Origin of the sequence: Synechococcus sp. RSCCF101 (assembly GCF_008807075.1) — a bacterium.
Lineage (GTDB): Bacteria > Cyanobacteriota > Cyanobacteriia > PCC-6307 > Cyanobiaceae > RSCCF101.
Window position 1 is genome coordinate 1,768,447 of the sequence record NZ_CP035632.1, and the last position, 20,109, is coordinate 1,788,555.

Below are 20,109 nucleotides of genomic sequence, written 5' to 3' on the forward strand. Positions count from 1 at the left end.
TCATCCGGGGCTCAGCGGGCTCCACGGCGAAGCACCGCCCAGGCGAACCGCGGCAGCACCAGCATGCGGCGCCAGCGGGCCGGCTCCTGCACCAGCCTGTAGAGCCACTCCAGGTTGACCCGAGCCATCCAGGCCGGAGCCCGGCGCTTGCTGCCCGACCACACGTCGAAGCTTCCTCCGACGCCCATCCAGAGGCCGGTGCACCCACGGCGGGCCTCGGCGATCCAGAGCTCCTGTCGGGGCACGCCCAGGGCCACCAGCACCAGATCCGGCCGAATGCCCTGCAGCTGACGCTGCAGGGCGGACCAGGTCTCCGGCTCCTGGTAGCCGTGCACCGCCAGAACGAGATCCATCCCGGGCATGGAGGTCTGCAGGGTCTGGCGCAGGCGATCCATCACCTCCGGCGAGGCCCCGATGAGGGCCACACGCCAGTGATGACCGGCGGCATAGCGGAGCAGGGCATCCGCCAGCTCGATGCCGGGTGTGCGCCGCACCCGCACGCCCTGCCGGGCCAGAGCCCAGACGACGCCGGCACCATCGGGAATCACCAGGTCGGCGTGGGCGATCACGGCGCCAAGCGCCCTCTGGGAACAGGCGGACATGGTCATCTCCGCATTCAGGGTGACGATCTGGCCGCCGCCCCGGTCGTGCAGCTCCAGCGCCACCGCCAGCGGATTGCGGCAGGCATGCACCGGAACGCCCAGCACCGTGCAGCGCCGGCCGTCGGAGCAATCGGTGCGGATCAAGTCCATCGCGGGCGGGCCTGCGCGCGAGACTCTATGCCGCAGATGGGAGATGATCATGGCGCTCCACCCCGTGCCCATCGCCCTTGAGGAGCCCGCGTCGCGTGACGCACCCCTGCCGCTGGACCGCGAGGGCACAGACGCCTTCCTGAGCGACATGGAGCAGGCCATGGAACGGGTCCTGCTGAACAGGCAGCACCCCGTCAGCGGCCTGATCCCCGCCAGCACCGCCCGCACGGTGCATGGCGACTACTGCGACGCCTGGGTCCGCGATGGCGTCTACACGATCCAGTGCGTGTGGGGACTGCTGCTGGCGCGGCGGGAGCTGGGGGGCGATCCCTCTCGCCTCTGGGAGCTGGAACGACGGGTGGAGCAGCTGATGCGGGGCCTGCTCCGCTCGATGATGGGCCAGGCCGAGAGGGTCGAGCGGTTCAAGAGCAGCCTCGACCGGCTCGATGCGGTGCACGCCAAGTTCGACACGGCGAGCGGACGGGCCGTGGTGGCCGATGACGCCTGGGGCCACCTGCAGCTCGATGCCACATCCCTGTTCCTGCTGCAGCTGGCCCAGTTCACCCGCTCGGGTCTGGTGCTGGTCCAGGCTCCGGCCGAACGGGATTTCATCCAGAACCTGATCTATTACGTCTCCCGGGCCTACCGGGTCGCCGACTACGGCATCTGGGAGCGGGGCGACAAGGGCAACCATGGCCTGCCCGAACGCAATGCCAGCTCGATCGGCATGGCCAAGGCGGCGCTGGAGGCCCTCGATGGCCTCGACCTGTACGGACCCCACGGCGACGGGCGCAGCCGCCTGGTGATTCCCCAGGGAGCCCTGGTGCGGTTGCGGCGTGCCCTCCATCACCTCCTGCCCCGGGAATCGGCCAGCAAGGAGGCCGACAGCGCCTGCCTGTCGGTGATCGGCTACCCGGCCTGGGCCGTGGACGACCGGCCGCTGCTGGAGCGGACCCGCCAGAAGATCCGCCGCGAGCTGGGGGGCAGCTACGGCTACCGGCGCTTCCGCCGCGATGGCCACCAGACCCTGATCGAGGACCACACCCGCCTCCACTACGAACGCGAGGAACTGGCCCAGTTCGAGGCGATCGAATGCCAGTGGCCGCTCTTCTTCGCCTTCGAGCTGGTCACGGCCTGCTGCGAATCGCGCTGGCAGGAGGCCTGGCTCTGGCACCGGCGCCTGAGCCAGGTGAGCGTGGAGGTGGACGGGATGGCCCTGCTGCCGGAGCTGTACCGGGTGCCCCTGGCGTCGATCGACGCGGAGCGCCTCCATCCCGGCAGTCAGCCGCGCGAGGCCAATGAGAACGTCCCCCTGCTCTGGGCCCAGAGCCTGTGGTGGCTGGGGCAGCTGATGCTGCACGGGCTGCTCAGGGCCGACCAGCTGGACCCCTGCGGCCGGCGACTGGAGCGCCCCCTCGGTGCCGATCGCGTTCTCGTGGCCCTGGTGCCCGAGAGTGAACGGATTGCCTCGGCACTGGGCGACGCGGGCTGCCCCGTCAGCCCACGCGACGGCGCGGCCGTACAGGTCCGGCCATCGGCCGAGCTGGCCGAGCGACTGGCGAGGGTGGGCAGCAATGCGGCGCTGGGGCTGAGCGGCCACCCCCGTCACCGGGTGGGAACGAGTTCCGCCGGCCGCCTCTACCGGAGCGAGGAGGGATGCCTGGCCTTCCCGCCGGCGGTGCTCGATGACCGCACCTTCTATCTGGTGGATGATCCGGAACTGCTGGTGGACGTGGTGACGGCCGAACTCCACCTGCTGCGGCGCCACTGGCGCGGGGATGGCCTGCCCCTGCTGGTCATCCCCGTCGCGGAGGGCACGTTTCAGGTCGGTCGGGACAGCGTGCTGGATCTGGCCGCCGCCCTGGCCTCCGGCGCGGTGGGAGGGGTGCCGGTGACCCTCGCTGCGCTCGACACGCACAGGGAGCGGGCCGGTCTGATCGAGCTGCCGCCGGCGGGGCCCGCTTCGGCCCCGAGCGCCCCGGAGGGCGGGACGGGTGCACCGCTGCGGGCCAGCCTCAGCGGAGCACCCCTCACCGCCGCCCAGGAGCAGGAGATTGAGGAGATCCCGATCAGCGCCCTGGCGGAACGGCTCTGGGAGAGCACCTCCCTGGCGGAACAGGCCGAGCTGCTGGAACAGCTGGTGCAGCGGCTGGGACCAGAGGCCCTGCTGCAGGGCCCCGGACCGGGCAGCCCGATCCGCCTCAGACAGCTGCTGGAGGAGGTGTACCAGCGAGCCCTCCGCAGCGAGGACTGGAACCTGGTACGCCGCTGCGGCGGTGCGCTGCAGCTGGTGCATCCCCAGCTGGAGGATGCCCTCACCGATCTGCTCGGACGCCAGAAGCAGGTGGTGGTGGGTCGGAACTACACCGCCGAGTCACGCCTGCGCGAGCCATCCGGCAGCCTGAGCATCGCGGCGATGATGCGGCGCTTCGGGGGGGAGGATGGACGCGAGTGCATGCTCCAGCAGGAGCTGCTGCTGGCGCTCGACGGGCTGGCGCGTCAGCAGCCCGATCTTCTCGACGGAACGCTGACCCTGCAGCTGGGTCAGCTGCTGCTGCTGCTGACCGGGGAGCTGGCCGGGGAGCGGGATCTCAGTGCGGACGCCGCCTTCGAGGCGCTCTGCGATGAACCACCCCACCGAATCCGCCGGCGCCTGCGTGCGGTGCTGATGGATCTCGAGCACGCCAGAGCCGCGCTGCAGCGCAAGGAGCAGCTGCATGTGAGCGGGCGGGTGCGCTGGCAGGTGCCCGATCCGATGGACGATGCGGCCCCGGGTGGCTGGCTGCAGCAGCGGCAGCGTCTCGGCGCCCTGCAGCAGGTGCCACGCCACTTCTATGCGGGCATCTGGGAGCTGCTTCACCACTGCCGTGGTCTGGTGATCGGCGACAAGCTCGAGCGACGCAACCGCCTCGAGAGCCGGCCACTGATCCTCGAGACCACCGCCGGGGAACGAAACTTCGCCTCCCAGGTGGATCACCTGCTCAGCAAGATCGAGGCTCCGGAGTACCGGCAGCTCTGCACCGAAGCGCTGCTGACGCTGATCGCCTTCGTCGCCGCCAACCCGGACGTTCAGCTCGACGACGATCTGGCCCTGGATGTGATCATCGGCCACGCCGTGCGCGTGGGCTGGCTGGAGGACCACCCCGAGTGCAGCTCCGAGGCCTACGCCGCCCGCAAGGCCGAGGCCTGGGATCGCTTCTACGCCGCCTCACCGGCCCGGTGCCGGCGCTGGCAGGTGCAGGCGCTGCGCGTGCTCTCCGGACAGGAGCCCGAGCTGCCGCTGACGGCCTGAGTCAGACCGGCTCGCTCAGGGTCATGCAGAGGGAGGGTTCCTCCACCGCCTGCTCGATCAGATCCGCCAGCACCAGGGCGCGGGAGGCCTGCAGACCATCCACGGCGGGGGTTTCACGCCCGCGCACACACTGGAGAAAGTGCTCCAGTTCGGCGTAGAGGGGCTCGATCGAGGTGGTGCTGACCTCCTCGATGAATCCATCGTTGCGGTACAGCAGTTCACCGTGATCGGCGGAATACCACTGATGGGCCCGGCGGTGCACGTGCAGGGTGTGGTTGAGGAAATCCGTCTCCACCAGGCTGGAACGGCAGTGGGCACTCAGACCGCGCAGCTTGCGATGGCTGACCTTGCTGGCCGACAGGCTGGCCACCACGCCGTTGGTGAAGGTGAGCGTGGCGGTGACGTAATCGATCGGGCCGCCCGAGGCACGGCCGCCGGCGGCGGCGAGGCGGCCGACGGGGGCCCGGGCCAGCTCCAGCACCAGGTCGATGTCATGGATCATCAGATCCAGCACGACCGATACATCGTTGGCCCGGTCGGCATGGGGGCTGTGCCGGCGCGCCTCCAGCACCAGCACCTCCTCGCTGGCCACCACCTTGAGCAACTCGCGAAAGGCCGGGTTGAAGCGCTCGATGTGGCCCACCTGCAGCAACCGGCCGGCCTGCTCGGCGGCCCGGATCAGCTCGGAGGCCTCGTCCTTGCTGGCGGCGATGGGTTTCTCCATCAGCACGTGCAGACCGGCCTGCAGGCAGGTCAGCCCGACGCTGTGGTGCAGCAGGGTCGGCACGGCGATGCACACCGCCTCCACGTTGTCGAGCAGTTCGGCGTAGTCGGCGTACCAGCGGCAGCCGAACTGCTCGGTGGCCAGCCGGCCCCGCTCGGCATCCGGGTCGGCCACACCCACCAGCTCGGCATCCCGCAGCAGGCTCAGCACCCTGGCGTGGTGCCATCCCATGTTGCCGATACCGATCACGCCGACCTTCACGGGAGCCATCGCGTCGGTCATGGGCGGCTCAGCCGTTCTGCAGACGAGATCGCATTATCAATGATCCGGGTCAGCGGCCACGGGGCCTCCGGCGGACGCAAGCCGCAGGATGCGCACCCGGGCAATGCGGGGGCCGTCCATCGCCTCGATCGAGAACCGCAGACCCTGGAAGCGAAGGCCTTCCCCGGGGGCGGGGATGTGCTGCAGACGCTCCAGCAGAAAGCCGGCGAGGGTGTGGTGGCCCTCCGCCTCCGGCAGATCGAGCAGCAGCTGGCGGTTGAGTTCCGCAATTTCGTAGTCCCCGGGAGCGAGCCAGGTGTCGGGCTCGGGTGAATGCAGAGCCCATTCACCGGCTTCGGGCTCCTCCTCCTCCCCCACGATCTCGCTGGTCAGATCCGCCACGGTCACGAGACCCTCGGTGCCGCCGTGCTCGTCCACCACCACCAGCATGGGCTGGCCGCTGCGGATGACCGGCAGCAGCTCGGCCAGGGAGGCGGTCTCCTGAATGCGCGCGACCGGCATCAGGTAGTCGATGAGGGGGGTGCCGGGCTGGAGCTGGCCCCGGGCGATCGGCTGGGCCAGATGCCTCAGATCGAGGATGCCGCGCACATCATCCAGGGAGTCGCCGATCACGGGGAAGCGGGCATGACGGGTGGCGTGCACGGCCTCCATCAGGGAAGCGAAGGTGGTGTCGACCGGCAGCGTCACCATGCCGGCCCTGGGCACCATTACCTCCCGCACGGCGGTATCCCGCAGTGAGAACACCCCCTCGAGGATGTTGCGCTCATCCGGCATCAGGCCCGTGACGCCACCGGATTCGATCAGGGATTCCAGCTCCCCGGCCGAGAGCGCCGGCACGAGAGCATCCCACTGGGAGGGGAGCCCCGCCAGGCGCAGCAGAGCCGCACCGAGCTTCTCGATGGCGGCCACCAGCGGCAGCAGGCTGCGGCTGACGGACTCCAACAGCGGGGCCAGACGCAGGGCCGCCGTCTCGGGGCGATGCAGCACCCAGGCCTTGGGCAGCAGTCCCCCGAGCAGGGTCACCAGCACCACCAGGAAGAGGAACACCGCCAGGTCCCAGGCCGGGAGCAGACCGCGGCCGTCGTCCAGGCGGGCGGCCAGGCCCGGACCCATCCAGCCGCAGGCGAGCACCGCGAGCATGGTCCCCAGCTGGCTGGCCACGAGACCGCGGCGGAGGCGGCGCTGCAGGCGACGGACCGCGCCGGCACCGGGCCGGCCCTCCTCCTCCAGAACCAGGACGCGGCTGGGACGGAGCGCGATCAGGGCGAACTCGCTGGCCGCAAAGAAGGCCACCAGCATCACCAGGGGCAGCAGAAGGACGAACCGCATCCGAGGTCATGCCGAAGCTCAGGCTAGGTCAGCTCCGGCTGCCGGCAGAGCGCGCCTCAGGCCCTCAGGCGGCGGGCCATCAGGCGCAGCAGCGAGTCGGAGAACCGGCGCGACTGCAGCAGCAGGGACTCGAAGGCCCGGCGACTGATCACGAACCCCCGCAGTCCCTCCGGACCGGCGATCACATCACGCGACCGGCGATCCTGCAGGATCAGCCCCATCTCGCCGACGGTCTCGGCAACCCCGAGACGCACGGGAGCCGCACCCGGTCGCTGCACCAGGGCTTCGCCCTCCAGCGTGATGATCAACGACTCACTCGGGTCGCCGCGGCGCAGGACCGTCTCGTGCGGCTCCCACGAGCACAGCTCACCCTCCTCGGCCACGTGCAGCAGGGCTGCCGGCGTGAGGTCCCGCATCCACTCGCAGCGGGCCAGAACGGGGAACTCCGGGCCATCGGGGTGGGGCTCACCCCGCCGCTGCAGCTCGAGAAACGGCGAGCTGCCCAGGCCGATGCGTGCATCGACCAGCCGCTGGGCGACCCGCTCCGGCCGATGCTGCCGCTCCACCATCAGCACCCAGCCGGCGGTGTCCGGATCGGGATCGTGCCAGAGCCGATCGAGCGCCTCATCCAGGGTTCCCTCCGCCGGCATCAGCTCGGGCAGGGGCGGCAGTCCGGCCGCCCTCAGCTCGGGCCCCAGCAGCTCAGCGGTGCCCAGGCAGCGCTGGTCCATCACAACGGCCAGCGGGCGCAGCAGCGGCAGCGAGCCGCACTCCCGCAGCAGCAGCGCCCGCAGCGCCAGATCGCGGCGGGCCGTGTCCGCACGGGCCAGCAGCAGATGCCGCTGGCGCTCGCCGGCGGGGCCGAACTCCTCGAGCAGGCCCGTCCAGGCCGCATCATCGAGCCCGCTGCCGGTGCGGATCCGCTCGAACCGCTCCCGCTGGGCTCCCTGCAGGCTGGAGGGGTCCAGGCTGCCGAGCCCGGTCAGGGCCACGAACTCCTGCAGGTTCTCCCGGGCGGCCTCCAGGCGCAGGTCGTCGATCTGACGCTGGCGGTCGTCGCGCTCGAGCAGCTCGGGTGACTCCTCGGCCAGCTGGCGCACCACCTCATGGTGATCGTCGTCCTCCAGTCCGAGCGAGCGGCGCAGATCCTCCAGCTGCAGCAGGGCGGCGGCGCGCTGCAGGCGACCGCTGCTCAGCTGCTCGCGCATCACCTCCCGGTAGGCCGCGCGGGCCTGACGCTGTCCGAGGGCGGGCAGGGTCTTCACCAGGGTGAACACCTCGTCGGGCCCCATGTCCTCCAGGCGGCGGCCGCCCGTGGCCGTCGCCAGCTCGGTGGCATCCACCATGCGGGCCAGCTGGCGGCGCAGGCTGGTGAGCTGGCTCTCCCGCCGGTAGGTGGCCTCATCCCGCCGCCAGTTGCGCATCAGCCACATGCCGCTGACAACGGCGACGAGGGTGCGGATCAGCCCGGGGGCCAGCGGGCCGAACTGGCCCTGGGTGGGGTCGGCGAACCAGAAGAAGGCGTTGATGGCCAGGGCGGTGGCCAGCAACCGCACCCGGCCGCGGGCCGCGCTGCCGGCCTCGGGATGGCCGTGGGCCTCGAGGCGGCGGCGGATGCCGCGCTCGAGGCGCCGCAGGATCAGGACAGACACCCCGCCGGCCGCGCTCAGCAGCAGGCTGATCTCCAGCAGGCGCGGCAGCCCGAGCCGGCCGGCCTGCAGCGACCGCTCCGGCAGCCCGACATCAAAGGCCCATTGGCCGCCGGCGAGCGAGGCGAACCCGCCGGGGCTCTGATAGCCCATCAGCAGAAAGAAACCGATCACCAGCCCCGGATAGGAAAGCCAGGCCCAGTCGAGCCCGGCCTTGCCCGAGAGGCCCTGCCAGAAGGTCTTCTCCGAGTCGATGTCGATGCAGGGTGCCTGGCAGCCCACGCAGGCCAGCTTCTCGCCGCCGCCAGCTCCCGTCGTCCGGCAGATCGACTGGGTGAGGCGGGAGTCGGTGCCCACGTGGGCCGTGCCTCCCAGCAGGCTGCGGGGCCCCACCAGGATCTGCTGCACCGGGCCCATCGGGCAGACGTACTGGCACCAGGCCTTGCCCCCGTAGGCCCAGCCCACGGCCAGGGCCGCCAACAGAGTGAGCAGCAGCAGCACGCCGAGGGCCAGGGGCTGGCTGTTGACCAGCACCAGGCGCAGCACCAGCCCTGCCATCAGCAGGCTCCACTGCAGCTGGACATGGCGGCGACCCAGCCAGGAGCCGCGCTCCACCGACACCACATCCATGCGGCCGCCACGCCCCGGCCGGCGACGCTGCAGACCGAGGGCGCGGAAGGTCTGGGAGACGAAGGCGAGCGGGCAGATGCGGCGCCAGAGCTCGTGGCTGCCCGCCACGATCAGCAGCACCCCGGACGGGACCACCACGCCCCAGAAGAGCCGGTTGCCGGGGTGGGCGTGGAGCGTGCAGGGGACCTCGCCGGGACAGACCGCCGGCAACGGGGAGGCGAAGGGGAGGCCGGTGAAGAGTGACGCGATCAGAACGAGCCAGCCGGCCAGCAGCAGCCAGCGGACCAGGTGGGCCTGCCGCTCAGGCCAGCGACTGAACACCTGCATCGGCGGGGGTAGGGAGATGGGGGTCGCGGGGATCGAACCCGCCTTCGGCGAATTATGAGTTCGCTGCATTCACCAGATTGCTAGACCCCCTGGCGGGAGGGGCGACCCTGGGCCGAGCTCACCAGAGACCGCGGACGGGCAGATCGGCGGGTTCGGGCTCCAGGAAGGCCGGCTGGGGCTGGGGCTGGGCCGGGAAGGGCTGCTCGGTGGCCACACTCGCACCGAATCCGTTGGGGATGTCGGCGGTGCGGCGGGGAACCAGGGGGCTCTGCTGCTCCAGCAGGGCTTCGTAGGTGTTCACCATGGCTGAGCCGTCCCAGATGATCGTCTGGTCGGGGAAGCCGAAGCCAACGAGGCGGTTGCCCTGGGGACCCGCCAGTGCGATGCCGAGGACATCGGTGATCTGGTGGAGCACATCCACCCCGGCGGAGAAGGGGGCGGTCCAGGTGAAGAAGCGACGATCCATCAGCTCGGCGCTGGATTCGACCGGCCCGCAGGTGGTGACCTCCACCGGAGCCATGCCGGGGTCCGGCGAGGGAGGAGCCTCCAGGCTGGTGGTGCAGACCACGGGGCCGGCCTGAAGTGGGAGGGCCGAAAGAGCCACGGACAGCCCGGCGATCACGACGGCGGGGCCGGCGCCCGGGCCGCGTGTGCAGAGAAGCCTCATCGCGTGCTGGGGGCGTGGAGGTTCAAGCTAAGGCGTTCCGCGGCCATGGGCCATCCCCCCTGCCGCCGCTGCGCGCACCGTCTCCCGCCCATGTCCTCCGCTTCCAGCGACCGCGACACCCTCGTGGACCTGCTCGCACGGCGGGCCTACCGCCTCGGCGACTTCACGCTCGCCTCCGGCCGCCGCAGCCCCCACTACGTGAACTGCAAACCGGTCACCCTGAGCGGACGGGGGCTGCTGCTGAGTTCCCGCCTGCTGCTGCATGCGGTGCAGCCGGACAGCCGGGCCGTGGCCGGCCTGACCCTCGGGGCCGATCCGCTGGTGAGCGGCGTGGCCATGGCCGCCGCCCTGGAGGGCCGGGAGCTCGATGCCCTGATCGTTCGCAAGCAGGCGAAGGGCCATGGCACCGGGGCCTGGCTGGAAGGGCCACTGCCGCAGCCGGGCAGCGTCATCACCGTGCTCGAGGATGTGGTGACCACGGGCGGCTCCTCCCTCAAGGCGGTTCATCAGCTGCGCCAGGCCGGATTCACGGTGGACCGGGTGGTCACAATCGTCGATCGCCAGGAGGGAGGCAGCGACGCCATGGCCGCCGAGGGGGTGGCGCTGCAGGCCCTTGTGCTTCTCGAAGAGATCGCGCAGCAGGCGAGCGGGCTTGCAGGCTGACCCCGTCCGTCACCCTTCCGGATCGGCAGGATGTGGGGCAGCGACGCAACGGCCGTGCCCCCTTCATCGCTGCGAGACCCGTGGCAGTGGCGGCCCGGCCCGGGCCGCTGCCTCGAGCGGACCGTTTCCCTGATCGATCTGCGCGGCCCGGACGCCCGCCGCTTTCTGCACGGCCAGTCCAGCGCCGACCTGATGGCGGCCGGCACCGGTTGCTGGATTCCGGCCTGCAGCATCACGCCCACCGGCCGGATGCTGGGCCGGCTCCGGATCCGGCTGAGCGGTGAGGCCGGCGAGAGCGCCACCGTGCTGGTGGAGAGCGGTGACGCGGACGCCATCCACACCGCGCTCGATCGGGTGCTCTTCCCGGCGGACCGGGTCGACCTGGACGGTGTGCGCCCCGCCCGGCAGCGGCTGGAGCTCGCCGAGAACGGACAACCGGGGGCAATGGCGGTGATGGCGGCAGAGGAGCCGCTGCCGGACTCCGGCCTGCGGCCTCTGAACCCGGTGGAGCAGGAGCGCTGGCGAATCCAGTGGGGCCAGCCGGCCTGGCCGGCCGAGATCAACGACGCCCACAACCCCTTCGAACTGGGCCTGGCCGACGCCGTCAGTCTCAGCAAGGGTTGCTACGTGGGCCAGGAGACCCTGGCCAAGCTCGCCACCTACGACGGCGTCCGCCAGCAGCTGAGGCGCTGGTGGTGCCCCGTTCCCGATGAGGGAAGCGACAGCATCACGGCCGGAACGGTGCTGCAGACACCGGCGGGCGATCGGGCCGGCACGATCACGTCCGTCCTGACCCTGCCGCCGGGCGCCGACGGGCCAGCGGTTGGGGAGGCCGGGGTCCTGATCGGACTGGCCATGGTGCGGCGTGCCGCCCTGGGCGAGCCCGCGCTCCGCCTCTCGGGAGCTCAGGGGGCGGGCTCCGGCCCTGCGGTGGAGCTGCAGCTCTCCAGGACGGCGGGATTCGTGGAACCACCGGTGGGCGCGGGGTCCGGCGCCCGCTGAGCGGCACCCTGCAGCAGCCAGGCGGCCACCGCCCAGGTGGCCCGGCAGTCGTCCTGGTTGTAGGTGAGGATCCGCCGCAGCAGCAGTCGGCGTCCGGCCGCGGGCGCGCGGGCGTCGTTCCACAGCCTCCACCACAGCAGCGCCCGGGCCCCCTCCACCCCCGCCTGCCGCCAGCGGAAATCCAGCCATCCGGCCACGGACTTGAGCCCATAGCTGGGCACGGGCAGCAGCCAGTGCGTCCGCAGGCGCGCATGCACATCGATCATCCGCGCCCGCAGCGCCTGTTCGGCGGCCGGGGGCACCCCCTGACGGCGGGCCAGCCGCTGCAGGGCGATGGCCTCGGTCTCCCCGTAGTGAAGGATCGGCCAGGTGCCGTAGCGATCCAGGAACCCCTCCAGGCGTCGCCAGTGACGGTCCTCCCCCAGATCGGCCCGCAGCAGCAGCGGGTGATATGAGGCCGCTTCCGGACACCAGCGGCCATCCGGGGAGCGTGGCAGCCGCAGAAAGCCGTGCAGGAAGTCCTCCCGCCGGTCCGGGTCCGATTCGATGTCGTAGAGCAGCACGCCCGCCGCGTCCTCCAGCTCCGGCAGCGCCGGCCCATCGGCCAGGCGTCGGGGCTGCCCCCGGCGCTGCACCCGTGCCTGCTGCACCAGCATCGGGGCCACATCGCGATGCTGGTCGCCGTGTTCGCCGAGCTGGCGGGCCAGGTCTTCCGGGTCCTGCTCGGCAAGCTGCTCGAGCCGGTCAATCCCCAGGTCCTGCAGCATCTGCCGGCGTTTCCCCCCGATGCCGCTCACGTCCCCCAGGTGGCCGGCCCTGGCCGCCTCCTCGCCGCAGAGGCCGTGCCAGCTGCAGAGCGTGCATTTGCGACGGTCATCCACGATCGCCGCCGGCTGATCCCGCTCCAGAGCGGCCGCCAGGTTCTCCAGGGCACCATCGAGCTGACGCTGCCAGCCGCTCCCCAGGCGCACCCGCTCCTCCACCGGCCGCTGGCCCGCGCGGGCCAGCACGGCGCCGAAGGGGACTGCTCCGCCCTGCCAGGGTTCCAGCAGACGGGCCCAGAGCGCCAGCAGCAGGCGATGCTCGCGGGTCAGGCGCCGGCCCTGGCGGGCGAGCACCGGGCGGTAGGCGAAGGCCCCCAGCGACTGGTGCCCTCGCCCCGCAGCAGCAGCGGGGGATGCGCCTCCAGGCGGAGTCCCGCCGGGCCCTCACCCCGCAGGCGGACACCCACCACAGCGGAGGCACCGGCGGCGCAGGCCGCGGCTCCGCGGGCCGGCGGGGCCGGATGCAGGCTCTCGATGAGCTGCTGCCGCTCCAGCAGCAGCAGTCCGCGGTGGGCGGTCCAGCGGCGCCGGTCGGGCGCACCATGCCGATCCAGCCAGGGACGACGCCTGCAGCGGATCCAGCTGCGCAGCAGCCGGTCGGTCAGCACGGTGCCGGCCATTCCCGTCACCGTAGGAGCAGTGGTCTGAGGAGCGTCCGTCACCCGGAGGCCGGACGGCCCTGCGGCACCCTGCTACGAAGCAGGTCCGCGGTGGCCGCACACGGGCACCATGACCAGGACGCACCTCCCGCCATGGCCTCAGCGCCCCTTCCACTGGACGCCGCACCGATCCGTTTCGGCACGGATGGCTGGCGGGGGATTCTCGGGGTCGACATCACTCTGGAGCGGCTGCTGAGCGTTGCGGCGGCGTCTGCGCGGGAGCTCGAGGCCAGTGCCCCCTCGGATCGGAAGAGCCGTGAGGTGATCGTGGGCTCCGACCGCCGTTTTCTGGCGCCGGAACTGGCCGAGGCGATCACGGCGGCCGTGCGGGGGGCCGGCCTGGAGCCGGTGCTGTGCGACACGCCCGTGCCCACACCGGCCTGCAGCTGGGCCGTGCTGGAGCGGGAAGCGCTCGGAGCCCTGGTCATCACCGCCAGCCACAACCCGCCCGAGTGGCTGGGCCTGAAGATCAAGGGCCATTTCGGGGGCTCCGTCGAGGGCGACTTCACCACCCGTGTGGAGCGGCGCCTGCAGGCCGGTGGCATCAGCGTGCCCCGTCCCGGCGACCCGGTCCGCTTTCCCGCCATGAGCGCCTACCTGAGCGGTCTGGCGGGTCGTGTCGACACCGCGGCCCTGCGCCGCGGGCTGAAGCAGACCGGCCTGCGGCTGATCGTGGATCCGATGCACGGCTCGGCGGCCGGTGGCCTCAGCCGCCTCCTGGGAGGTGATGAGGCGGACGGCATGGTGCGGGAGATCCGCTCCGAGCGGGATCCCCTCTTCGGCGGCAACCCACCCGAGCCTCTGGCGGTGTACCTGGACGCACTGCGGAGCGAGGTGACCGCCAGCACGGCCGCGGGCACACCGGCTCTGGGGATCGTCTTCGATGGTGACGGGGATCGCATCGCCGCCGTGGACGAGCGGGGCCGGTTCTGCAGCACCCAGCTGCTCATGCCCCTGCTGATCGACCACCTGGCCCGGGTGCGCGGCCTGCCGGGCACGGTGGTGAAGACGGTCAGCGGCTCGGACCTGATGCGCCAGGTGGCCGAGGACCTGGGCCGCACCGTGCTGGAGACGCCGGTGGGTTTCAAGTACATCGCTTCCCACATGCTCAACGGGGAGGTGCTCGTGGGCGGCGAGGAATCGGGTGGGGTGGGCTTCGGCATGCACACGCCGGAACGGGACGCCCTGTTCGCCGCCCTGCTGGTCATCGAGGCCGTGGTGGCCGGAGGCTGCCCCCTGGGTGAACGGCTCGAGGCCCTGCAGGCCGCCCACGGCGGCGGCGGCGCCTACGACCGGCTCGACCTGCGCCTGCCCGACATGGAGGCCCGCCGCCGGCTGGAGGGACTCCTGGCGGAGACACCGCCGGAGGAGGTGGCGGGAGCGGCCGTGGGCGAGGTGATCCGCACCGATGGCGTCAAGCTGCGGATGGGACCGGGCCACTGGCTCATGCTGCGCTTCTCGGGCACCGAGCCCCTGCTGCGGCTCTACTGCGAGGCGCCCGATCCGGAGCGGGTCGCCGAGGTGCTGGCCTGGGCCCGCTCCTTCGCCGCCTCGGTATGAGCCGCACCCTCGTGATCGCCAGCGGCAACGCCGGCAAGCTCAGGGAGTTCCGGCGCCTTCTCCGGGACTGGCCGCTGACCGTGGTGGCCCAGCCCGAAGGTCTGGAGGTGGAGGAGACGGGCAGCAGCTTCGGCGAGAACGCGCGCCTGAAGGCGCGGGCGGTGGCCCGGATCTGCAGCACATGGGCCCTGGCGGACGACTCCGGGCTCTGTGTGGAGGCCCTCGGGGGGCACCGGGGGTGCGTTCGGCCCGTTACGCCGACACGGATGCGGCCCGGATCGAGCGGCTGCTGCGGGAACTGGCCGCGGCCGGCGAACAGGACCCGGGACCTGCGAACCGGGCGGCCCACTTCACCGCGGCCCTGGCGGTGGCGGACCCGGAGGGTCGCATCCTGGTGGAGGTGGAGGGGCGCTGCGACGGTTCGATCGCCACGGCTCCGCGGGGAGACGGCGGCTTCGGATACGACCCGGTGTTCCTGGTGCCGGAACTGGGCCTCACCTTCGCCGAGATGACGGCAGAGCAGAAGCGCTCGCACTCTCATCGGGGCCGGGCGGTGGCCGCGTTGCTGCCGGGGCTCAGAGACTGCCTGGAACCCAGCTGCCGTGAAGGCCATGGGGGATGGCCAGGGGCAGGGGCAGAACCGCCTGCTCGCTGAGGTCACCCGCCCGGAGGATCACCAGGTCACTGGCGCTGCGGGCCGCATTCCAGATCAGCACCAGCACCCAGCCGTCATCCTCAGCGGCCGCATCCGCGGCCGGCACCATCACCGGCTCACTGACGAAGCCGCGCGGTGCGGCACTCCAGAGACGGCGCTCGCCACTGACCAGATCGAGCTTCTCGATCGCCTGGAGCGGGTCGTTGCCCCGCTCCCGCTCGGCCACGGCCATCCAGGCGTGGCGGGCCTGGAGCCCGACGCGGGAGGGAGCCACGGTGGCGAATTCACAGCAGCGCAGTTCCAGATCCTCCGCACACACCTCGCCGCTGGCCAGATCGAGCCGGAAGCGCCGCAGCTGGCCCTCCGGCAGGCTGTCGAAGTCGACCTGACGGAAGTCGGTGCCGGGGCCCACGGAGGGGAAATCGGCGTAGACGATCGAATCGAGCACCAGCGTGCCGGCCTCACCGGCATCAGGCTCCTCGAACGCGTTGAGGTGGTGGAAGACGAAGCCCTCGGGGGCCTGCAGGCGACGGGGGGCCTGATCGGCCAGTGGTGAGCCGGGCCGGGGGATGAGCCAGAACTGGCCGGGCTGGCCCGGCTTGGAGGCCAGGCACTGGGCCGCCCCCTTGAGACCGAGGGCGTAGGGGAGGGGGTTGAAGGCCACCGCGTTCTGCATGAACACGGCCCAGTTGGGTGTGATCGCGAAGTCGTGCAGGAAGGCGAAGCCGGGGAAGCTGTCGCTGCGCTCGGCCAGGAGGCGGCCGGCATCGGGACCATCAACGGCGAATTCCATCAGCCGCACCCGGCTGCGGGGACCGGCCTGCACGCCGAAGGTGACCATCCGGCGCGCACCGTGGTGGCCCGGGTCGAAGCGGGGATGAGCACTGAAGGCCTCACCCGGCTGCAGCACACCATCGAGGAGGGTGACGCCGCGGGTTTCAAGGCTGCCGGGATCCAGGGCATGGGGCGAGCTGGCCTCCCAGAGGGCGAGGAGGTCATCGCCGAGGCGCACCACATGGGTGTTGGCGATGTTCTTCATGCGCAGGTCGAACGCATTGGCCAGCCAGCCGCCGGGCTTCTGGGTGCCGAACACGCCGCGGTAGAGGAAGCGCCCCTCCTGCTCCTCCTGCTGCCAGCCCTCGGTGCGCACGAAGCGGTTGCTGAACCGCGCCTTGCCGTCCGCGAAGCGCACCGCGGCGATCATACCGTCGCCATCGAAGGGGTGGTGCACCCACTGGCCGGCGCGCTCCAGCCGACCCGGGCCGTTGCGGTACAGGCAGCCCTCGATCTCCGGGGGGATCGAACCGCTGCTGGGCTCAAGCCTCTCGCCGTCCAGCTCCCGCAGCACATTGCGGAAGGCGCCGGACCAGTCGGCCCTGGAGTAATCCAGCGGCCTGGGGGAGGGCGGGGCGAGGCGCGTCATGACCGATCTCCGGGTGTTTAAGAACTGTAACGAGGAGGCCTTGGCGAAGCGGTGGCGCCTCAGGCGCGCGAGCCGGCCACCTCCAGGACCCCCTTGCTGCTGGGGATCGAGCCGGCGCGCCGGGGGTCGACCTCCACCGCCTGACGCAGGGCCCGGGCGAAGGCCTTGAAGCAGGCCTCCACGATGTGATGGGAATTGACACCGGCCAGCTGGCGGATGTGCAGGGTCAGGCCGCTGTTGTTGACGACGGCCACGAAGAACTCCCGCACGAGCTCGGTGTCGTAGCGGCCGATCCGCTGGGCGGGGATCGCCAGGTCGTAGCTCAGATGCGGCCGGCCGGAACAGTCCAGCGCCACCTGCACCAGGGCCTCATCGAGGGGCGCCAGAAAGTGACCGAAGCGGTGGATGCCGCTCCGGTCGGACAGGGCGGAGGCCAGCGCCTGACCGAGGGCGATGCCCACGTCCTCATTGGTGTGGTGGTCGTCGATGTGGGTGTCGCCCCGGGCCTTGATCGTCAGATCGAGAAGGCCATGGCTGGCGAGCTGATGGAGCATGTGATCGAGGAAGGGCACCCCGGTGGCCACCGAACAGGTGCCGCGTCCATCGAGGTTGAGCTCCACCCTCACCTCCGTCTCACCGGTGACGCGATGGATCGTGCCGATGCGGGCGCTCATGGTCGGGGAGGGAGGGGGCTGCCGTCATGATGCCCCCTGCGACAGGCTCAGACCGGGCCTCCTTCCCGGACCGGGCCTCCCGTTCGATGCCGCACCGGTGGGAGACCTGCAGCTGATGGGGCCGAACGACCCGGACGGGCAGAGCGTCCGGCCGCTGACCTGGAGGATCGGCCGGTCGCCCGGGCCCCTGCTGCAGCGCTGGGCCGCCCAGGTCGGGCGCGACGCCACGCCGCTGGTGGTGCTGCTCGATCGCCGGCAGCACGAGGGTGCCGCCCTGGCGCGGTTCCTGCCCCCCTGCTCAACCCGGAGGAACGGGGGCGCCTGCAGCGGCTGCTCAGGCCCGACGATCGGGAGCGCTATCTGCTGGCCAGGGGCGCCCTCCGTCTGCTGCTGGCGGCGATCACAGGCCAGGCCCCGCAGGATCTGGGCATCACGGTGCGGCCGGGGGGCAAGCCCTACCTGCCGCGAGGACCCCGGTTCAACCTCTCCCACTCCGGTGGGCTGGTGCTGCTGGCGCTGCACCCCTGCCTGGAGACGGGCGTCGATGTGGAGCGGGCGCGCCCGGAGCTGGCCTGGCAACGGATCGCCGGGACCGTGCTGCCGGCTGCGGTTCAGGAGCGCCTGGCCGGTCTGCCGGTTGTGGATCAGAGGCAGGCCTTCCTGCGGGAATGGTGCCGGCTGGAGGCGCGGCTCAAGGCCCGCGGCTGGGGGCTGGCCGGCCAGAGGCACCTGCCGTCGGAACCGGAGGCAGGCATCCGGGAACGCGTCTGGGATCTGGAGCTGCCCGAAGGGTCCACCGGTGCCCTGGCCGTGGTCGCCACATCTCAGGTGCCGACGATGCCGTAGCCGGAGTCGACATAGAGGGTCTGGCCGGTGATGCCGGAGGCGAGATCGCTGAGGAGGAAGGCGGCCGTCTGGCCCACCTCGGCCTGGGTGACCGTGCGGCGCAGGGGAGCCCTCTCCTCCACGGTGCGGATCATGTCGAGAATGCCGCCGATGGCGGAGCTGGCCAGGGTGCGGATCGGACCGGCGCTGATGGCGTTCACCCGCACCTGACGGTCGGGACCCAGTTCAGCGGCCAGATAACGGACGGAGGCCTCAAGGGCGGCCTTGGCCACACCCATGACGTTGTAGTTGGGGATCGCCCGCTCGGCGCCGAGGTAGCTGAGGGTGATCACACCCGCCCCCTCACTGAAGAGCGGCTTGGCCAGGCGGCAGAGGGGGGCCAGGGAATAGGCGCTGATCTCCAGGGCCCGGGCGAAGCCCTCGGCCGTGGTGGCGCTGTAGTCGCCCACCAGCTCCTCCTTACCGGCGAAGGCCAGGCAGTGCACCAGACCGTCCAGGCGGCCCCACTTGGCGGAGATCGCCTCGAACACGGCGCTCATCTGGGCGGGATCCTGAACGTTCAGCGGCAGGAACAGGCTGGGCTCGAGGGGGGCGGTCAGCTCGCGCACCTTGGCTTCGAACCGCCCCCGCTCATCGGGCAGGTAGGTGATGGCCAGCTCGGCGCCGGCGGCATGGAGCTGCTGGGCGATTCCCCAGGCGATCGAGCGGTTGTTGGCGATCCCGGTCACCAGGATGGTCTTGCCGCTGAGGTCGAGGAGCATGGAGACGAGGGAGCCCGTGAGTGATGGATCCTCTCGCACCCCCGATCCCGCGCTGCCGCATCGGATCGCCGGTCGCAGCGAGCTGGCCGCCCTGCTGCGGGAGCGCTTCGGGGTCACCGGTGAGCTGAGCCCGATCCGGGGCGGCCGCGCCGCGGCCGAAGCCCTTCTGGCGGCCATGCATCCCGGACGCTACGGACGCAGCCGCAACCACCTGGACGGGGCGGTCACGGGGCTGTCGCCCTATCTCCGCCACGGCGTGCTGAGCCTGAACGAAGTGCGAGATGCGGTGTTCGCCTGGCTGAAGCGCCACGGTCAGCCCAGGCGCAGCGGCGAGAAGCTGATCGCCGAACTGGGCTGGCGCGACTTCTTCCAGCGGGTGTGGCGGGACCGGGGCGATGCCATCTGGCAGGACATGGAGCCGGGGCCCGTCCCCGCCTCCGGCAGCGCCCGCAGCGAGGAGCTGCCGGAGGACATCCGCAGCGGCCGCACCGGCCTGGCCTGCATCGACGCCTTCAGCACCGATCTGAGGCGTCTCGGCTGGCTGCACAACCACGCCCGCATGTGGATGGCGGCCTACGTGGTGCACTGGCGGCAGGTGCGCTGGCAGGCGGGGGCGCACTGGTTTCTGGAGCACCTGATCGACGGCGATCCCGCCAGCAACAACCTCAGCTGGCAGTGGGTGGCGGGCACCTTCAGCCACAAGCCCTACATCTTCAACCGCGACAACCTGGAGCGCTTCAGCGCTGGTCGCCACTGCCGCGGTTGCCCGGCCGCTGCGGCCTGCCCCTTCGATGCCCGCTATGAGGCGCTGCAGCAACGGCTGTTCAAGGAGCAGCCCGGGTCCGGCGGAACCTCGGCCAGTCCCGGGCGGTCGGTGGCGGCTCGACCCGCGCCGCAACCGCTCGCCCCGATGGGAACCGGGCCCGCTCCCGCGGCCTCCGGTGGGGAAGCCTGTGTGCTCTGGATTCACGGCGAGGCGCTCGGCCCGGACAATCCCGCCCTGCGGGCCCATCCCGGCAGCCCGGCCGTCTTCGTGTTCGATGAGCCCCTGATCCGGGAACGGGCCCTGAGCCTCAAGCGCCTGGGCTTTCTCTACGAATGCCTGCTAGAGCTGCCGCTGGAGATCCGCCGAGGCGAGGTGGCCGCCGAGGTGGTGCGCTTCTCCCGGCGCCACGGCGCCGGGCGGGTGGTGACCAGCCAGGCGAACGATCCCCGCTTCCGGCGGATCGCCGCGGCCATCGCGCGGGAGCTGCCGCTGGAGGTGCTGGCGGCTCCACCCTTCGTGGAAGGGCTGGAGGGACCGGCTCCGCTGCGCTTCAGCCGCTACTGGCGCCGGGCGGAGCCGAAGCTGTGGCAGAGCTTTCAGGTCTGATCCGGGGGCAGGCGTCAA

General features: G+C 71.5%; 16 protein-coding genes, 1 tRNA gene and 1 pseudogene. 7 read left to right on the plus strand and 11 right to left on the minus strand.

Features of this window, described 5'->3' with window-relative positions; translation table 11 throughout:
• Nucleotides 1-11 precede the first annotated feature (11 nt).
• Nucleotides 12-752 carry a WecB/TagA/CpsF family glycosyltransferase gene (locus tag EVJ50_RS08715; protein WP_150883514.1) on the minus strand — a complete coding sequence of 247 codons (741 nt, stop codon included), beginning with the start codon at nucleotides 750-752 and terminating at the stop codon, nucleotides 12-14.
• A gap of 49 nt (nucleotides 753-801) precedes the next feature.
• Here EVJ50_RS08715 and EVJ50_RS08720 point away from each other — a divergent pair, with 49 nt between their 5' ends.
• A complete protein-coding gene (locus tag EVJ50_RS08720) occupies nucleotides 802-4,044 on the plus strand; it encodes a glycoside hydrolase family 15 protein (RefSeq protein ID WP_150883515.1) in 3,243 nt (1,080 codons plus the stop codon).
• Between the two features lies 1 nt (nucleotide 4,045).
• Here the strand turns inward: EVJ50_RS08720 and EVJ50_RS08725 are convergent, their stop codons facing one another.
• From EVJ50_RS08725 to EVJ50_RS08745, 5 genes are all read right to left on the minus strand, one after another.
• Nucleotides 4,046-5,050 (minus strand): Gfo/Idh/MocA family protein, encoded by a 1,005-nt coding sequence (locus EVJ50_RS08725; protein ID WP_150883516.1) that lies wholly within the window; start codon nucleotides 5,048-5,050, stop codon nucleotides 4,046-4,048.
• A 36-nt stretch (nucleotides 5,051-5,086) separates the two neighbouring features.
• On the minus strand, nucleotides 5,087-6,379 hold the full coding sequence (locus EVJ50_RS08730) for a hemolysin family protein (protein ID WP_150883517.1): 1,293 nt from the start codon (nucleotides 6,377-6,379) through the stop codon (nucleotides 5,087-5,089).
• 56 nt (nucleotides 6,380-6,435) lie between these two features.
• The gene (locus EVJ50_RS08735; RefSeq protein WP_150883518.1) at nucleotides 6,436-8,985 is read right to left on the minus strand and encodes a cyclic nucleotide-binding domain-containing protein; all 2,550 of its coding nucleotides are present in this window, start codon (nucleotides 8,983-8,985) and stop codon (nucleotides 6,436-6,438) included.
• A 17-nt stretch (nucleotides 8,986-9,002) separates the two neighbouring features.
• Nucleotides 9,003-9,075 (minus strand) — tRNA-Ile (locus EVJ50_RS08740).
• 28 nt (nucleotides 9,076-9,103) lie between these two features.
• Nucleotides 9,104-9,652: a hypothetical protein gene (locus EVJ50_RS08745; protein ID WP_191964723.1), complete on the minus strand. Its 549-nt coding sequence runs from the start codon at nucleotides 9,650-9,652 to the stop codon at nucleotides 9,104-9,106.
• 90 nt (nucleotides 9,653-9,742) lie between these two features.
• Between EVJ50_RS08745 and pyrE the strand changes: the two genes are divergently transcribed.
• Nucleotides 9,743-10,315 carry an orotate phosphoribosyltransferase gene (gene pyrE / locus EVJ50_RS08750; RefSeq protein WP_225322869.1) on the plus strand — a complete coding sequence of 191 codons (573 nt, stop codon included), beginning with the start codon at nucleotides 9,743-9,745 and terminating at the stop codon, nucleotides 10,313-10,315.
• A gap of 30 nt (nucleotides 10,316-10,345) precedes the next feature.
• On the plus strand, nucleotides 10,346-11,317 hold the full coding sequence (locus tag EVJ50_RS08755; RefSeq protein ID WP_150883520.1) for a folate-binding protein: 972 nt from the start codon (nucleotides 10,346-10,348) through the stop codon (nucleotides 11,315-11,317).
• Here EVJ50_RS08755 and EVJ50_RS08760 read toward each other — a convergent pair.
• Nucleotides 11,221-12,435, minus strand: a complete 1,215-nt coding sequence (locus tag EVJ50_RS08760; RefSeq protein ID WP_370455472.1) for a TM0106 family RecB-like putative nuclease — start codon at nucleotides 12,433-12,435, stop codon at nucleotides 11,221-11,223. The genes EVJ50_RS08755 and EVJ50_RS08760 overlap by 97 nt on opposite strands.
• Nucleotides 12,408-12,761: a hypothetical protein gene (locus EVJ50_RS15360; RefSeq protein WP_370455474.1), complete on the minus strand. Its 354-nt coding sequence runs from the start codon at nucleotides 12,759-12,761 to the stop codon at nucleotides 12,408-12,410. Before EVJ50_RS15360 ends, EVJ50_RS08760 begins: the two co-directional genes overlap by 28 nt.
• A gap of 132 nt (nucleotides 12,762-12,893) precedes the next feature.
• On the opposite strand from EVJ50_RS15360, the gene EVJ50_RS08765 reads away from it, so the two are divergent.
• Both EVJ50_RS08765 and rdgB read left to right on the plus strand, forming a co-directional pair.
• Nucleotides 12,894-14,360, plus strand: a complete 1,467-nt coding sequence (locus tag EVJ50_RS08765) for a phosphoglucomutase/phosphomannomutase family protein (protein WP_150883521.1) — start codon at nucleotides 12,894-12,896, stop codon at nucleotides 14,358-14,360.
• Nucleotides 14,357-15,015 (plus strand): annotated as a pseudogene (gene rdgB / locus EVJ50_RS08770) (RdgB/HAM1 family non-canonical purine NTP pyrophosphatase). The gene EVJ50_RS08765 and the pseudogene rdgB overlap by 4 nt, the downstream one beginning before the upstream one ends.
• On the opposite strand, the gene EVJ50_RS08775 reads toward rdgB, so the two are convergent.
• The gene (locus EVJ50_RS08775; RefSeq protein ID WP_150883522.1) at nucleotides 14,936-16,438 is read right to left on the minus strand and encodes a carotenoid oxygenase family protein; all 1,503 of its coding nucleotides are present in this window, start codon (nucleotides 16,436-16,438) and stop codon (nucleotides 14,936-14,938) included. The pseudogene rdgB and the gene EVJ50_RS08775 overlap by 80 nt on opposite strands.
• A gap of 59 nt (nucleotides 16,439-16,497) precedes the next feature.
• A complete protein-coding gene (hisB, locus tag EVJ50_RS08780) occupies nucleotides 16,498-17,112 on the minus strand; it encodes an imidazoleglycerol-phosphate dehydratase HisB (RefSeq protein WP_150883523.1) in 615 nt (204 codons plus the stop codon).
• Nucleotides 17,113-17,547: 435 nt separating this feature from the next.
• On the opposite strand from hisB, the gene EVJ50_RS14615 reads away from it, so the two are divergent.
• Entirely contained in the window at nucleotides 17,548-17,958 is a 411-nt protein-coding gene (locus EVJ50_RS14615; protein WP_191964724.1) for a 4'-phosphopantetheinyl transferase superfamily protein, read from the plus strand.
• Here EVJ50_RS14615 and fabI read toward each other — a convergent pair.
• The gene (fabI, locus tag EVJ50_RS08790; RefSeq protein WP_150883525.1) at nucleotides 17,937-18,719 is read right to left on the minus strand and encodes an enoyl-ACP reductase FabI; all 783 of its coding nucleotides are present in this window, start codon (nucleotides 18,717-18,719) and stop codon (nucleotides 17,937-17,939) included. The two genes, EVJ50_RS14615 and fabI, sit on opposite strands and share 22 nt — an antisense overlap.
• Between fabI and EVJ50_RS15365 the strand changes: the two genes are divergently transcribed.
• A complete protein-coding gene (locus tag EVJ50_RS15365; RefSeq protein ID WP_150883526.1) occupies nucleotides 18,718-20,091 on the plus strand; it encodes an FAD-binding domain-containing protein in 1,374 nt (457 codons plus the stop codon). The genes fabI and EVJ50_RS15365 overlap by 2 nt on opposite strands.
• Nucleotides 20,092-20,109 lie beyond the last annotated feature (18 nt).